Below are 13,982 nucleotides of genomic sequence, written 5' to 3'. Positions count from 1 at the left end.
CAGGTACTACACGTCCAGCAGCAGACGCGTTGGATCTTCCAGCAACTCTTTAATGGTCACCAGGAAGCCTACTGACTCACGACCATCGATCAAACGGTGGTCATAAGACAGCGCCAGATACATCATCGGCAGGATTTCAACCTTGCCGTCTACAGCCATCGGACGATCTTTGATGGCATGCATACCCAGGATGGCGCTCTGCGGCGGGTTAATGATTGGCGTAGACATCAGGGAACCGAACACACCACCGTTAGTGATGGTGAAGTTACCACCCGTCAGATCTTCAACCGTCAACTTGCCGTCGCGACCTTTTACTGCCAGCTCTTTAATATTTTTCTCGATGTCAGCCATACCCAGCAGATCCACATCTCGCAGAACCGGAGTTACCAGGCCGCGCGGCGTAGATACCGCCATGCTCACATCAAAGTAGTTGTGGTACACCACGTCATCGCCATCGATAGAAGCGTTCACTTCCGGATAGCGTTTCAGCGCTTCAACAACCGCTTTAACGTAGAAGGACATAAAGCCCAGACGGATACCGTGACGTTTTTCGAACGCGTCGCCGTACTGCTTACGCAGATCCATAATCGGCTTCATGTTGACTTCGTTGAACGTCGTCAGCATTGCTGTCGAATTTTTCGCTTCCAGCAGACGCTCAGCTACGCGCTTACGCAGACGGGTCATCGGTACGCGTTTTTCACCGCGAGCACCCAGTGCAGGCTGTGCTGCAGGCGCCGCTGCCGGGGCTTTCGCTTCCGCTTTTGCTGCCGGAGCTTTAGCCAGATGTTTTTCAACATCTTCACGCGTGATACGACCACCGACACCGGTACCATTGATGGCACTGGCTTCGAGATTATGCTCACCCAGCAGGCGACGGATCGCCGGGCTCAGGGCATCGTTATTCTGCTCGGCAAGAGACGCCTGTTGACGCTGTGCCGGGGTAGAATCTTTCTCTTCAGATTTAGCACTGGTCTCTTTACCACTGCTATTGCCTTCACGCAGGCGACCAAGGATCTGGCGAGAAGTGACAGTGGTCCCTTCATCTTCCAGAACTGCATCAAGAATACCGTCCGCTGATGCCGGTACTTCCAGTACCACTTTGTCAGTTTCGATTTCTACCAGTACTTCGTCACGACGTACTGCATCGCCCGGTTTTTTGTGCCAGGTTGCAACCGTTGCATCTGCTACGGATTCAGGCAGGTCGGGAACAAGAATATCTACGCTACTCATTATTTATCCTTTATTTAATCGACGTTCAGCGCGTCATTGACCAGATCTTGTTGCTGTTTCTGGTGAACGGACATATATCCTACTGCCGGAGAGGCAGAGGCCGGGCGACCTGCATAACGCAGAGCAGACCCAAATGGAATCACTTCACGGAAATGATGCTGGCTGCAGTACCATGCGCCCTGGTTGAGCGGCTCTTCCTGGCACCAGACAAAATCATGCACATGAGCAAAAGGTTTCAGCGCTTCCTGTACCGCTTTATGCGGGAACGGATAGAGCTGTTCGATACGCACAATGGCGACATCTTTCTGGTTGTTCTTGCGGCGCTGCTCCAGCAGGTCGTAATAAACCTTACCAGAACACATCACGACGCGCTTCACGGCTTGCGGATCAAGTTCATCTATCTCGCCGATGGCTGGCAGGAACGTACCATTAGCCAGTTCGTCGAGCGTAGACACTGCCAGCGGATGACGCAGCAATGACTTCGGCGACATCACCAGCAGCGGACGACGCATACCGCGCAGCGCCTGACGACGCAGCATGTGGTAAACCTGTGCTGGGGTAGACGGAACGCACACCTGCATGTTTTGCTCAGCACAAAGTTGCAGATAACGCTCAAGACGTGCGGAAGAGTGCTCTGGTCCCTGCCCTTCGTAGCCGTGTGGCAGCAGCATCACCAGGCCACACATACGACCCCATTTCTGCTCACCAGAGGAGATGAACTGGTCGATAACAACCTGCGCACCGTTGGCAAAGTCACCAAACTGCGCTTCCCAGATAGTCAGCGTGCGCGGCTCTGCTGTGGCATAACCATATTCGAATGCCAGTACCGCTTCTTCAGACAGCACGGAGTCCCAAACGCGGAATGTGCCCTGACCGTTATGCACATGCTGCAGTGGCGTGTAGGTAGAACCGTTTGCCTGGTTGTGAATAACTGCATGGCGGTGGAAGAAGGTACCGCGACCTGAGTCTTCACCAGACAGTCGTACCGGAATGCCCTCGTCAACCAACGTTGCGTAAGCCAGGTTCTCAGCACCACCCCAGTCGAACAGCTTCTCGCCTGCTGCCATCGCCTGACGGTCGCCGTAAATCTTGGCAACGCGCGACTGCATTTCAACCGCTTCTGGTACAGTACTGATGCGTTTTGCCAGTTCCTGCAAACGCTTCATTTCAACCTTGCTCGGGTAGTTTTCATCCCATTCATGGTTGAGGTACGGCGACCAGGTGAAGGAGTGCATATTCATTGGACGCCACTCTTTCACTACGCATTCGCCGGCATCCAGCGCGTCACGATAGAGGTTGACCATTTCGGTGGCATCTTCCAGCGTTGCGACTTTATCGGCTTCCAGCTTATCAGCGTAGATTTTGCGCGGAGTCGGATGCTTTTTGATTTTCTGATACATCAGCGGCTGGGTCGCACTCGGCTCGTCGGCTTCGTTATGGCCATGACGGCGGTAGCACACCAGATCGATGAAGACATCACGTTTAAAGGTATTACGGAAATCCAGTGCCAGACGGGTCACGAAAGCGACGGCTTCCGGATCATCCGCATTGACGTGGAAAATAGGCGCCTGGACCATCTTACCGATATCAGTGCAATACGGCGTAGAGCGTGCATCCAGTGGGTTAGACGTTGTAAAGCCGACCTGGTTATTGATAACGATGCGAACGGTACCGCCCACTTCGTAACCACGCGCTTTCGACATGTTCAGGGTTTCCTGAACTACGCCCTGTCCGGTCACTGCGGCGTCACCGTGAATGGTGATCGGCAGAACTTTATTGCTGCTCGGCTCGTCCAGTCTGTCCAGACGCGCGCGAACGGAACCGATAACCACCGGGCTGACGATTTCCAGATGCGACGGGTTAAACGCCAGCGCCAGGTGAACCAGACCGCCTTCGGTTTCGATATCAGATGAGAAGCCCATGTGGTACTTCACATCACCCGTACCGAGGTGTTCTTTATGTTTGCCTGCAAATTCGTCGAACAGATCCTGTGGTTTTTTACCCAGCACGTTGACCAGCACGTTCAGACGGCCACGGTGCGCCATGCCCAGAACCACTTCGCGCGTGCCGCTGTTACCGGCATGGCGAATCATCTCTTTAAGCATCGGAATTAACGCATCGCCGCCTTCCAGCGAGAAGCGTTTTGCACCCGGGAACTTCGCGCCCAGATAGCGTTCCAGGCCTTCTGCTGCGGTCAGTTCGCTGAGAAAACGTTTCTTCTCTTCGCTGCTGAATGCGGCACGACCAGATTCGATACGCTGCTGAAGCCAGCGTTTTTCTTCGGTACTGGTGATGTGCATATACTCGGCGCCAATAGGGCCGCAGTAGGTTTGTTTCAGCGCCTCAACCAGGTCGCTCAGCTTCATGGTGTCTTTGCCGCCGGCAAAAGAACCTACGTTAAAGCTTTCCTGGAAATCAGCATCGGTCAGATCGTGGAAAGTTGGGTCCAGATCGGCCACATTCTCTTGCTGCCACAGTCCCAGCGGATCGAGATTCGCATGCTGATGACCACGGAAACGATATGCGTTGATGAGCTGCAGGACTTTAACCTGCTTCACATTGGCATCAGGGTCGGAGATAGAAGAAGAATAACGTGGGGTAACCAACGCCTGTCGACGGAAATAATCACGTGTTTTTGAGTGGAGTTGATCCGGTTTGACTCCGGTACCAGGTAACTGCTGGAACGTCGAACGCCAGTTAGCATCTACCGAGTCAGGGTCGGTTAAGAAGTCTTCATAGAGCTGTTCTATCCAGCTCTGGTTTGAACCAGAGAGGTAAGAAGAGTCCAACCAGGCTTTCAAAGCGCTGTTCTGCATCGTGATCCCTTAAGCATCTATATGCTTATTTCGCCGTGGATACTACCACGCACACCGCTGTGCGTGCCGGGGTTCACTTGCGAGCTCTTGTTTAATCTGGCTCGCGAAGGAACCTTTAAAAACTGTCTAATAATCTTCGTCGTTCAGACCGCGCCTTGTATCGCGCCGAACGCCTCGATTATTGCTCTCTAATTCATGGCAGTTTTTAGAGGTTTCCTGCATATATCATGCCTGATGACGCTGTGCTTATCCGGCCTACAGTGACTCACCTGTAGGCCGGATAAGGCATTTATGCCGCCATCCGGCATCTGTTACTTACGCACTACGTTTCAACAGCATCGACTTAATATGGCCGATGGCGCGCGTCGGGTTCAGCCCCTTAGGACATACGCTGACGCAGTTCATGATGCTATGGCAGCGGAATACGCTGAAAGCGTCACTTAAACCTTCGAGGCGGCTGTCGGTTTCGGTATCGCGACTGTCAATCAGGAAGCGATACGCGGCCAGCAGTCCTGCCGGGCCAATAAACTTGTCCGGATTCCACCAGAATGACGGGCAGGACGTTGAGCAGCATGCACACAAAATACATTCATACAGCCCATCGAGCTTCTCACGCTGCTCTGGCATTTGTAAATGCTCACGAGCAGGAGGATTTTTCCCATTATTCAACAAGTAAGGCTTAATCTTCTCATACTGTGCGTAGAATTGTCCCATGTCTACCACCAAATCGCGTACGACCGGTAAACCTGGCAGCGGGCGAATGACAATTTTCTTGCCCGGCTGATTCAGCGCAGAAATAGGAGTGATACACGCCAGCCCATTTTTGCCGTTCATATTCAGACCATCAGAACCGCACACCCCTTCACGGCAGGAGCGACGGAACGACAGCGACGGATCTTTTTCTTTCAGCTGCATCAATGCATCCAGCAGCATCATGTCGCGCCCTTCTTCCGCTTCCAGGGTGTAATCCTGCATACGCGGAGCATCATCGATATCCGGGTTATAGCGATAAATCGAAAACTCGAGTTTCATTGTCCTGTCTCCGCATTAATAAGTACGAATCTTCGGCGGGAATGCCGGGCGCAGTTTCGGTTCCATATTGACCTGACGTCGAGTCATGGATTCCGATTCCGGCAGGTACAGGGAATGGCACAGCCAGTTTTCATCATCACGTTCCGGATAGTCGAAGCGGCTATGCGCGCCGCGGCTTTCGGTACGGAAGTTGGCGGACACCGCCGTGGCGTACGCGGTTTCCATCAGGTTATCCAGCTCCAGACACTCAACGCGCTGGGTGTTGAACTCGCTGGACGTATCATCCAGACGGGCGTTTTTCAGACGCTCGCGAATTGCTTTCAACTCTTCAAGCCCCTTCGCCATCGCATCACCTTCGCGGAAGACCGAGAAGTTATGCTGCATACATTCTTGCAGCGCTTTGCGAATAACTACCGGATCTTCGCCGTCGCGGTTACCGTTCCAGCGGTTCAGACGGGCCAGAGAAGCATCGATCTCTTCTTCGGTCGCATCCAGCAGGTCACCCTGCTCAGTGATAGATTCCTGCAGATGCAGGCCAACCGCACGACCGAATACCACCAGGTCCAGCAGCGAGTTGCCGCCCAGACGGTTAGCACCGTGGACCGATACGCAGGCGATTTCGCCAACCGCAAACAGCCCAGGAATCACCACATCTTCACCCTGCTCATTCACAGTCAGCGCCTGGCCGGTCACTTTGGTCGGAATACCGCCCATCATGTAGTGGCAGGTAGGGATTACCGGAATCGGCTCTTTCACCGGATCAACGTGGGCAAAGGTGCGGGACAGTTCCAGAATGCCCGGCAGACGGGATTCCAGCACTTCTTTACCCAGATGGTCGAGTTTCAGCTTGGCGTGTGGACCCCACGGACCGTCACAGCCACGACCTTCACGAATTTCGATCATGATGGAACGCGCCACCACGTCACGACCCGCAAGGTCTTTCGCATTCGGGGCATAACGCTCCATAAAGCGTTCGCCATGTTTATTTAACAGATAACCGCCTTCACCGCGGCAACCTTCTGTTACCAGTACACCTGCACCGGCGATACCGGTTGGGTGAAACTGCCACATTTCCATATCCTGCACCGGTACACCGGCACGGATAGCCATACCAACACCATCACCGGTATTGATGTGGGCGTTGGTGGTGGACTGATAAATACGACCTGCCCCGCCGGTTGCCAGCACGGTAGCGCGGGCTTTGAAGTAGACGACTTCACCGGTTTCGATACACAGTGCGGTACAACCCACCACTGCGCCATCGGCGTTTTTCACCAGATCCAACGCATACCACTCCGAGAAAATGGTGGTGTGGTTTTTCAGGTTCTGCTGATACAAGGTGTGCAACAGCGCATGACCGGTACGGTCCGCCGCCGCTGCGGTACGTGCCGCCTGCTCGCCGCCGAAGTTTTTCGACTGACCGCCAAACGGGCGTTGATAGATAGTGCCATCGTCGAGGCGTGAAAACGGCAGCCCCATATGATCCAGCTCCAGAATCGCTTCCGGACCGGTCTTGCACATATATTCAATAGCGTCCTGGTCACCAATGTAATCCGACCCTTTTACGGTGTCGTACATATGCCATTCCCAGTTATCTTCATGGGTATTACCGAGCGCAACGGTGATGCCACCCTGCGCAGAAACGGTATGGGAACGGGTTGGGAACACTTTGGAAAGCAGCGCACAAGTCTGGCCGCTTTGGGAAATTTGCAGCGCCGCGCGCATACCTGCGCCGCCGGCACCAATCACAACAGCATCAAATTCTCTGACTGGCAGTTTCATTACACACCCCACACCACAACAAATCCATAAATGACGTAAACCACCAGCGCAACGACAATTGCCAGTTGCAGAATCAGGCGCACGGCCAGAGGTTTAACGTAGTCGGTCAACACCTGCCACATGCCGATCCAGGCATGAATCAAGATGGAGAAAAGTGCCAGCAGGGTGAAGACTTTGGTGAATGCCGATGAGAAAAAACCGGTCCAGACTTCCCAGGTCAGCTCGCCGCTGGTGGCGAAGAAGCCGACCATATAGATGATGTATAACGTCAGAACGATAGCGGTAGCACGGACCAGAATGAAGTCATGTACGCCGTTGCGTCCTAATGCGGAGGCGTTGCTTACCATACGAGGACTCCTGCGAGAAGTGAAAGCACGACAATGATAACAAAAGAAATTTTGGCGGAACGCGTCCCTGCTTCGAGGGTTTCTTCAAGGTAGCCAAAATCCATTAACAGATGGCGAATGCCCATTACAGCGTGATATGCCAGCGCGACCAGAATTCCCCACATAATTAACTCCACAAAGAAGTTATTCATAATGGATGACGCCGCGAGGAAACCTTCAGGGGAGGAAAGGCTGGTACCCAATAACCACAACAGTATCCCGACCGCCACGAAGGTGATCACTCCAGATACGCGATGGAGAATGGACGCTATCGCCGTGATTGGGAACCGGATCGTTTGCAGATCCAGATTGACAGGTCTTTGTTTTTTCACATTTCTTATCATGAATAACGCCCACATGCTGTTCTTATTATTCCCTTTGGACTTCGGGTACAGAAGATGAAGACACCTGTAGCCTGAAAGACGACGGGATTTCCTTCCTCCGGTCTGCGTGCGGGTCAGACAGCGTCCTTACTATAACTACGCGTCATATAAAACACTGCTTCCAGTTGCTAAAACGACACGTTACAACGCTGGTTGGCTCGGGATTGCAGGGTATTCCGGAGACCTGGCGGCAGTATAGGACGTTCACAAAATCATTACAATTAACCTACATATAGTTTGTCGGGTTTTATCCCGAACAGTGACATAGGTCACGATAACAACATTATTTTAATTTTTAATCATCTGATTTGACAAACATTAAACAAAGTTGTTACAAACAACACCAGAAAAGGCATATAATGCGTAAAAGTTATGGGGTCACTCTTTCACCGGAGATTTAGTTATGCAACAGTGTGGAAGTATTGACCAATACCTTCAGGACAGTTATTAGTGATAGACAGGTTTAATAATTCGGATTGCTAAGTTCTTGATTTGCTGTTTATTCGCCATGAACAGACCGTTTTACCTGCAAGCGCCCATAGCTCTGTACCCAGGTTGTCCCCTCTTCCACAGAGCGGCGAGCCAAATAACAAACTGGTAACGGTTCACCAATGTACGAAGGCAAATGTAAGTTCCGGCAGTCTTAAGCAATAAGGCGCTAAGGAGACCGTAAATGGCTGATACTAAAGCAAAAATCACTCTAAATGGTGACTCTGCTATTGAACTGGATGTGCTGAAAGGTACGCTCGGTCAAGATGTTATTGATATTCGTAGCCTTGGCTCAAAAGGGATGTTTACTTTTGACCCAGGTTTCACCTCTACTGCATCCTGCGAATCCAAAATTACTTTCATCGACGGTGACGAAGGTATTTTGCTGCATCGCGGCTTCCCGATTGACCAGTTGGCGACCGAGTCCAACTATCTGGAAGTGTGTTATATCCTGCTGTACGGCGAAAAACCGACGCAGGAAGAGTACGACGAGTTCAAAACCACGGTCACTCGCCATACCATGATCCATGAGCAGATTACCCGTCTGTTCCACGGTTTCCGCCGCGACTCTCACCCGATGGCCGTCATGTGCGGTGTTACCGGCGCACTGGCCGCGTTCTACCACGACTCGCTGGATGTGAATAATGCGCGTCACCGTGAAATCGCTGCTTTCCGTCTGCTGTCCAAAATGCCTACCATGGCAGCGATGTGCTACAAATACTCCATCGGCCAACCGTTTGTTTATCCGCGTAACGACCTCTCCTACGCCGGTAACTTCCTGCACATGATGTTCTCCACGCCGTGCGAAAAATACGAAGTGAATCCAATCCTGGAACGCGCAATGGACCGTATCCTGATCCTGCACGCCGACCACGAGCAGAACGCTTCTACGTCTACCGTACGTACGGCGGGTTCTTCTGGCGCTAACCCGTTTGCCTGTATCGCAGCAGGTATTGCTTCCCTGTGGGGACCGGCACACGGCGGTGCAAACGAAGCCGCACTGAAGATGCTGGAAGAAATCAGCTCGGTTAAACACATTCCGGAATTTGTTCGCCGCGCGAAAGACAAGAATGATTCTTTCCGTCTGATGGGCTTTGGTCACCGTGTCTATAAAAACTATGACCCACGCGCAACCGTTATGCGTGAAACCTGTCATGAAGTTCTGAAAGAGCTGGGCACCAAAGATGACCTGCTGGAAGTGGCCATGGAGCTTGAGCACATCGCACTGAATGACCCGTACTTCATCGAGAAGAAACTCTACCCGAACGTAGACTTCTACTCCGGTATCATTCTGAAAGCGATGGGTATTCCGTCCTCCATGTTCACCGTGATTTTCGCCATGGCGCGTACCGTTGGCTGGATTGCTCACTGGAACGAAATGCATACTGATGGCATGAAGATCGCCCGTCCTCGTCAGCTGTACACCGGCTACGACAAACGCGATTTTAAGTCTGACATTAAGCGTTAATTCCTGTTGCCGGATGGCGATGCGTCACCATCCGGCATATTCCCTTTTTCTTGACATGCATTGTGTTAATCCTCTCATCCTTTCTCTATGATTTACTGAGACTTGCTTAATTCTACTCAGGAGTATGGGATGCCTGTTTTGCAGTGGAGTGCACTGTTTTTACTGTCACTTCTTCTTTCCCTGCTCTTTCTGTTTATCCATCTTCCGGGGCCATTACTGCTCGGGTCGATGATCGTCGGTATTATTTTCAGTATGCGCGGTATTTCGCTGCATCCCCCTCGCTGCACGTTTCTTGGTGCGCAAGCCATCCTCGGCTGTATGATTGCGCAAAACCTCACTGGCTCCATTTTTACGACGCTGGCAGCGCATTGGCCGGTGGTGATTGTCATTCTGCTGGCAACCCTTATCAGCAGTGCAGCAATAGGCTGGTTGTTGGTACGTTACAGTAAACTTCCCGGTAATACGGGCGCGTGGGGCTCATCTCCAGGCGGAGCGGCGGCGATGGTTGCCATGGCGCAGGATTATGGCGCTGACATTCGTCTGGTGGCGTTCATGCAGTATCTGCGGGTTTTACTTGTGGTAGGCGCGGCGGCGCTGGTCACCCGACTGGTGATGGGTGACCTGGCGCAAACGGTCAGCGAGCAAATCATCTGGTTTCCACCACTGAGTGTTAACCTGTTCAGTACCCTGGCACTGGCCGCCGTTGCCGGAATTGCCGGGCGCGTACTGCGCATCCCCTCTGGCGTCATGCTGCTGCCAATGCTGGTGGGTGCATTGCTGAACGCTGGCGGTGTAATGGTGATTGAACTGCCGGAATGGCTACTGGCCATAGCGTACATGGCCATCGGCTGGCAAATTGGTCTGGGTTTTGACAAGCAAATCTTTTTTATGGCACTGCGTCCCTTGCCACAGATCCTGTTGTCTATTTTTTCACTGATGGCGATTTGCGCGGCTATGGCCTGGGGACTGGCGCATTACATGCGGATCGACTTCCTCACCGCTTATCTGGCTACCAGCCCGGGAGGGGTGGACAGTGTCGCGGTGATTGCCGCAGGAAGTCACGCCGATATGGCGCTGATCATGGCGATGCAGACCCTGCGGCTGTTCAGTATTTTATTGACTGGTCCGGCGGTGGCGCGGTTTATTTCACAGCATGCCCCCAGGCAGCCAGCTTAATGCTGACATCCCGGACACCAGTAAAAAGGTCGTGAAGAGAGCATCGTTTTCTCGATAATACCGCCACAACGTTCGCATGCTTCACCGTCCCGATGGAAAACCTTAAAGCGAAACAGCGCGCCGTGATGTTTATTCTCATCAACCAGACCGCGCGTATTGTAAGATAAACGCGGAATATCGAGCAGTGCATGCGCCAGCCTGTCGAGCTGTTCATCGCTGAGTTGCGAGGCTTTATGTTGCCCTGTCAGTTCCACCTGCCAGAGAATTTCTACCCGTAAATAGTTACCCAACCCCGCGAGAAACGCCTGATCCAGGAACAGACCGGAAAACTGCCGATTGCGAAAACGAGGTGAAAGCAGACGCGCTTTCACATCATCAGGCGTTAAGCGCAGATCCAGCACATCAGGTCCAACCCGTTGCAGGAACGGATGGTTGGTTAGCTGTTCAGGCGTAAGGATTTCAATGTCAGAGGCGCTGTAGAGCAGAATAGTTTTATCGAGCGTTTGCAGCCTGACGCGTAATACCCGGTTGGTTTCCGGGATTTTCCCCGTCTCAATCACTCGCCATACGCCATAAAGCTGATTATGGCTATATAACGTCAGACCATTCGAAAAGTGGGTCAGCAATGCCTTACCCCGGGTTTCAATATGGGTAACCCTCTGTCCAGTCAGTCGAGATTGATACGGTTTTAACTGCTCAAAGGCAAACCAGACATCCGTCAGAGGTTTGCCTTTGACTGCCGCCTCCAGGTTATCCGCCGCACGGCGGATCTCCGGGCCTTCAGGCATAATACTGTCCTTTGTTAATGAGTTGCTCCGCCCGTCACTGCGATATCACGATCCACCTGCAAGGCGGTAACAATCGCAATCTCCAGTGCATGACGCACCGTTTCTGCCGCCATACTCGGCGCACCTGGATGCGCCGCCGCTTGTTCCGGCAGATAGGGAATATGAATAAATCCCCCCTTCACTGTCGGCGTGTTACGTAACTTATGCAGCAGCCCATACATCACGTGGTTGCAGACGAAGGTACCCGCAGTCTGAGAAACCGATGCAGGAATACCTGCGCTGCGCATGGCAGCAACCATCGCTTTAATCGGCAACGTGCTAAACCATGCCGCCGGGCCATCCGCTACGATCGGTTCATCAACGGGCTGCTGCCCGTGGTTATCCGCAATACGTGCATCGTCAACATTGATCGCCACGCGCTCAACGGTGATATCTGTACGGCCTCCAGCCTGACCTACCGCCAGTACCAGCGACGGCGACAGCGCGTCAATCGCAGCATTGAGTACGGCAAGAGACTCACCAAATACGCACGGAAGCTGGCGTGCCACAACGCGACATTCACCGATAATAGCATTGTCGAGACCCGAGACCACTTCCCAGGAAGGGTTAACTGATTCGCCGCCAAAAGGTTCAAATCCGGTGATAAGTACCGTTTTCATCCTTCCTCCTTACAGGAACATCAGGAAATACATCAGGAATACGTTGACCAATAGCAACAGCACGCCGGTTGGCACCTGTGCTTTAATCACTGCGTTCTTATCCGGCAGTTCCAGCAATGCCGCCGGCACAATGTTAAAGTTCGCCGCCATCGGCGTCATCAGCGTACCGCAATACCCGGAGAACATGCCGATTGCCGCCATCACCGCAGGGTTACCGCCATGCTGCAACACGAGTATCGGAATACCAATCCCGGCGGTCACAATCGGGAAGGCCGCAAACGCATTACCCATAACCATCGTCAGCAGTGCCATACCGATGGTGTACACCGCCACCGCGATAAAGCGGCTATCCACCGCGAGGTATTCCTGAGTTAGATAAGAGATACCACTGCCGACGCCTGCCGCCGTAAACAACAACCCCAGCGTGGCCAGAATCTGTGGCAGGATGAACGCCCAACCAATAGAGTCCAGCAGACGACGAGCTTCCTGAATTGGCTGATGTACCCGTTCATGGGTCATTTTTATCGCCATTGCCAGGCCGATCAACGAGCCAGCGGTCATCGAAAAGAGCGTCACCAGCGTGGCGTGGTTACCCGGCCCAAACAACGCATCCTGTAAGCCCGGAATATGATTAAACATCAACACACCAATCACGGTAACCACCGGAATGGCCAGCGCCGGGAAAAACAGACGATTGCCCAACCGGGTGGCGCTTTCTTCGCGCTGTTGTTGCGTACGTTGATGGTAGCTTCCCAGTTTGACGCCGCCGAAACCGGCGATTAGGGCCAGCAACACGACCGCGACACCGACAGCAATATGCACAGTGCGTTTATCGCCAAAAAGTGAATACGTCCAGTCACCCAGCAGAAACAGCAGACCGTACACGCCCCAGAACAGACCGGTGGTTAAACGCCGGGGGTTCGCTTTGTCCTGCCAGGACATGACGGCCACAATCAGTAATACCGCACCCGCCAGCCAGTAGAGATAGCTTTGCTGAAAATTCATTTCGCTTCTCCTTTAGCTGCGGCATTCGCTTTCGCTACTTCGCGTTGCAGGTAGTTATCAAGGCGCCACAAGCGTGCGCCGTGGATCAGGAACGCACAAATCGCCGTTGGGATCCCCCACAGGGCAATATGCAACGGCTCCGTCTGGATCCCGCCTGACTCCAGCATAAAGTTGTGCATGAAAATGATCGCGCCAAAGGCAACAAAGATATCTTCACCAAAAAACAGCCCGACGTTATCGGTCGCCGCCGACATTGCACGCAACCGATAGCGCACTGACCCGGGCAATTCACCATGGTTTTTCTCAGCGGCCCCTTCAGCCATAGGTGCCAGCAGCGGGCGAACCATTTGCGGATGGCCACCCAGACTTGTCAGCCCCAGCGCCGCGGTCGCTTCACGAATAAAGAGATAGACAATTAACAGACGACCGCTGGTGGCGCTGCGGATTTTCGCGATCCATGCCTGAGCACGTTCTTTCAGACCGTGGCGCTCCAGCAGACCGATAACCGCCAGAGGGATCAGCAGGATAAACGGCAGGTTGCGGGTGTTGAGAAAACCTTCTCCCAACTTTTCGAGGATCGTGGCGATCGGCATATGCGCCGCCAGCCCCGTGACGATCCCGGCAATGATAACCACCAATACCGGGTTAAAACGTAAAAGAAATCCGACCACAATGACAGCAATCCCCGTCAATGGCCAGAGAGAAATGACCTCTCCCATAATATATTCCCGTCTATGTTGTTGTGTAATATGTTATTGTTTTGTATGT

12 protein-coding genes and 1 pseudogene are annotated in these 13,982 nt (G+C 52.9%); 3 read left to right on the top strand and 10 right to left on the bottom strand.

The genetic code is table 11. From position 1 onward, the window contains the following. Positions 1-6 precede the first annotated feature (6 nt). From odhB to sdhC, 6 genes are all read right to left on the bottom strand, one after another. The gene (gene odhB / locus OGX98_RS01330) at positions 7-1,230 is read right to left on the bottom strand and encodes a 2-oxoglutarate dehydrogenase complex dihydrolipoyllysine-residue succinyltransferase (RefSeq protein WP_225760662.1); all 1,224 of its coding nucleotides are present in this window, start codon (positions 1,228-1,230) and stop codon (positions 7-9) included. A gap of 14 nt (positions 1,231-1,244) precedes the next feature. Continuing rightward, positions 1,245-4,046, bottom strand: coding sequence for a 2-oxoglutarate dehydrogenase E1 component (gene sucA / locus OGX98_RS01325; RefSeq protein WP_286594721.1), 2,802 nt, complete (start codon positions 4,044-4,046; stop codon positions 1,245-1,247). A gap of 315 nt (positions 4,047-4,361) precedes the next feature. Further along, the gene (sdhB, locus tag OGX98_RS01320; protein ID WP_045441096.1) at positions 4,362-5,078 is read right to left on the bottom strand and encodes a succinate dehydrogenase iron-sulfur subunit SdhB; all 717 of its coding nucleotides are present in this window, start codon (positions 5,076-5,078) and stop codon (positions 4,362-4,364) included. Between the two features lie 15 nt (positions 5,079-5,093). After that, entirely contained in the window at positions 5,094-6,860 is a 1,767-nt protein-coding gene (gene sdhA / locus OGX98_RS01315) for a succinate dehydrogenase flavoprotein subunit (protein WP_045441095.1), read from the bottom strand. After that, positions 6,860-7,207: a succinate dehydrogenase membrane anchor subunit gene (gene sdhD, locus OGX98_RS01310; RefSeq protein ID WP_045441094.1), complete on the bottom strand. Its 348-nt coding sequence runs from the start codon at positions 7,205-7,207 to the stop codon at positions 6,860-6,862. Before sdhD ends, sdhA begins: the two co-directional genes overlap by 1 nt. Next, positions 7,201-7,605 (bottom strand): succinate dehydrogenase cytochrome b556 subunit, encoded by a 405-nt coding sequence (sdhC, locus tag OGX98_RS01305; protein WP_045441093.1) that lies wholly within the window; start codon positions 7,603-7,605, stop codon positions 7,201-7,203. Before sdhC ends, sdhD begins: the two co-directional genes overlap by 7 nt. A gap of 383 nt (positions 7,606-7,988) precedes the next feature. Here sdhC and OGX98_RS01300 point away from each other — a divergent pair. From OGX98_RS01300 to OGX98_RS01290, 3 genes and pseudogenes are all read left to right on the top strand, one after another. Then, positions 7,989-8,096: pseudogene (locus tag OGX98_RS01300) on the top strand (hypothetical protein). Between the two features lie 206 nt (positions 8,097-8,302). Further along, on the top strand, positions 8,303-9,586 hold the full coding sequence (locus tag OGX98_RS01295) for a citrate synthase (protein ID WP_045441092.1): 1,284 nt from the start codon (positions 8,303-8,305) through the stop codon (positions 9,584-9,586). Between the two features lie 129 nt (positions 9,587-9,715). Beyond that, positions 9,716-10,762 (top strand): AbrB family transcriptional regulator, encoded by a 1,047-nt coding sequence (locus tag OGX98_RS01290; protein WP_048221839.1) that lies wholly within the window; start codon positions 9,716-9,718, stop codon positions 10,760-10,762. Here OGX98_RS01290 and nei read toward each other — a convergent pair. Genes nei through OGX98_RS01270 form a run of 4 tightly spaced genes read right to left on the bottom strand, consistent with a single transcriptional unit; the run spans position 10,759 to position 13,933 of the window. After that, positions 10,759-11,550, bottom strand: a complete 792-nt coding sequence (gene nei, locus OGX98_RS01285) for an endonuclease VIII (protein WP_045441090.1) — start codon at positions 11,548-11,550, stop codon at positions 10,759-10,761. The two genes, OGX98_RS01290 and nei, sit on opposite strands and share 4 nt — an antisense overlap. 14 nt (positions 11,551-11,564) lie before the next feature. Next, positions 11,565-12,209 carry a pyroglutamyl-peptidase I gene (gene pcp, locus OGX98_RS01280; RefSeq protein WP_048221840.1) on the bottom strand — a complete coding sequence of 215 codons (645 nt, stop codon included), beginning with the start codon at positions 12,207-12,209 and terminating at the stop codon, positions 11,565-11,567. Positions 12,210-12,218: 9 nt separating this feature from the next. Beyond that, complete coding sequence (locus tag OGX98_RS01275) at positions 12,219-13,214, bottom strand: DUF979 domain-containing protein (RefSeq protein WP_200010599.1); 996 nt, start codon at positions 13,212-13,214, stop codon at positions 12,219-12,221. Then, positions 13,211-13,933, bottom strand: coding sequence for a DUF969 domain-containing protein (locus tag OGX98_RS01270; RefSeq protein ID WP_045441087.1), 723 nt, complete (start codon positions 13,931-13,933; stop codon positions 13,211-13,213). Before OGX98_RS01270 ends, OGX98_RS01275 begins: the two co-directional genes overlap by 4 nt. Positions 13,934-13,982: the final 49 nt, after the last annotated feature.

This window comes from Citrobacter sp. Cm046 (assembly GCF_030333065.1).
GTDB classification, from domain to species: domain Bacteria; phylum Pseudomonadota; class Gammaproteobacteria; order Enterobacterales; family Enterobacteriaceae; genus Citrobacter; species Citrobacter murliniae.
The sequence above is the reverse complement of the archived record's forward strand: the minus strand, read 5'-3'. Positions and strand labels throughout refer to the sequence as shown.

Excerpts from the sequence above, each read along its gene's own strand:
- OGX98_RS01270 (WP_045441087.1), bottom strand. The coding sequence starts at position 13,933 with ATGGGAGAGGTCATTTCTCTCTGGCCATTGACGGGGATTGCTGTCATT.
- OGX98_RS01295 (WP_045441092.1), top strand. The coding sequence starts at position 8,303 with ATGGCTGATACTAAAGCAAAAATCACTCTAAATGGTGACTCTGCTATT.
- OGX98_RS01275 (WP_200010599.1), bottom strand. The coding sequence starts at position 13,214 with ATGAATTTTCAGCAAAGCTATCTCTACTGGCTGGCGGGTGCGGTATTA.
- sdhA (WP_045441095.1), bottom strand. The coding sequence starts at position 6,860 with ATGAAACTGCCAGTCAGAGAATTTGATGCTGTTGTGATTGGTGCCGGC.
- nei (WP_045441090.1), bottom strand. The coding sequence starts at position 11,550 with ATGCCTGAAGGCCCGGAGATCCGCCGTGCGGCGGATAACCTGGAGGCG.
- sucA (WP_286594721.1), bottom strand. The coding sequence starts at position 4,046 with ATGCAGAACAGCGCTTTGAAAGCCTGGTTGGACTCTTCTTACCTCTCT.
- odhB (WP_225760662.1), bottom strand. The coding sequence starts at position 1,230 with ATGAGTAGCGTAGATATTCTTGTTCCCGACCTGCCTGAATCCGTAGCA.
- sdhB (WP_045441096.1), bottom strand. The coding sequence starts at position 5,078 with ATGAAACTCGAGTTTTCGATTTATCGCTATAACCCGGATATCGATGAT.
- pcp (WP_048221840.1), bottom strand. The coding sequence starts at position 12,209 with ATGAAAACGGTACTTATCACCGGATTTGAACCTTTTGGCGGCGAATCA.
- sdhC (WP_045441093.1), bottom strand. The coding sequence starts at position 7,605 with ATGTGGGCGTTATTCATGATAAGAAATGTGAAAAAACAAAGACCTGTC.
- sdhD (WP_045441094.1), bottom strand. The coding sequence starts at position 7,207 with ATGGTAAGCAACGCCTCCGCATTAGGACGCAACGGCGTACATGACTTC.
- OGX98_RS01290 (WP_048221839.1), top strand. The coding sequence starts at position 9,716 with ATGCCTGTTTTGCAGTGGAGTGCACTGTTTTTACTGTCACTTCTTCTT.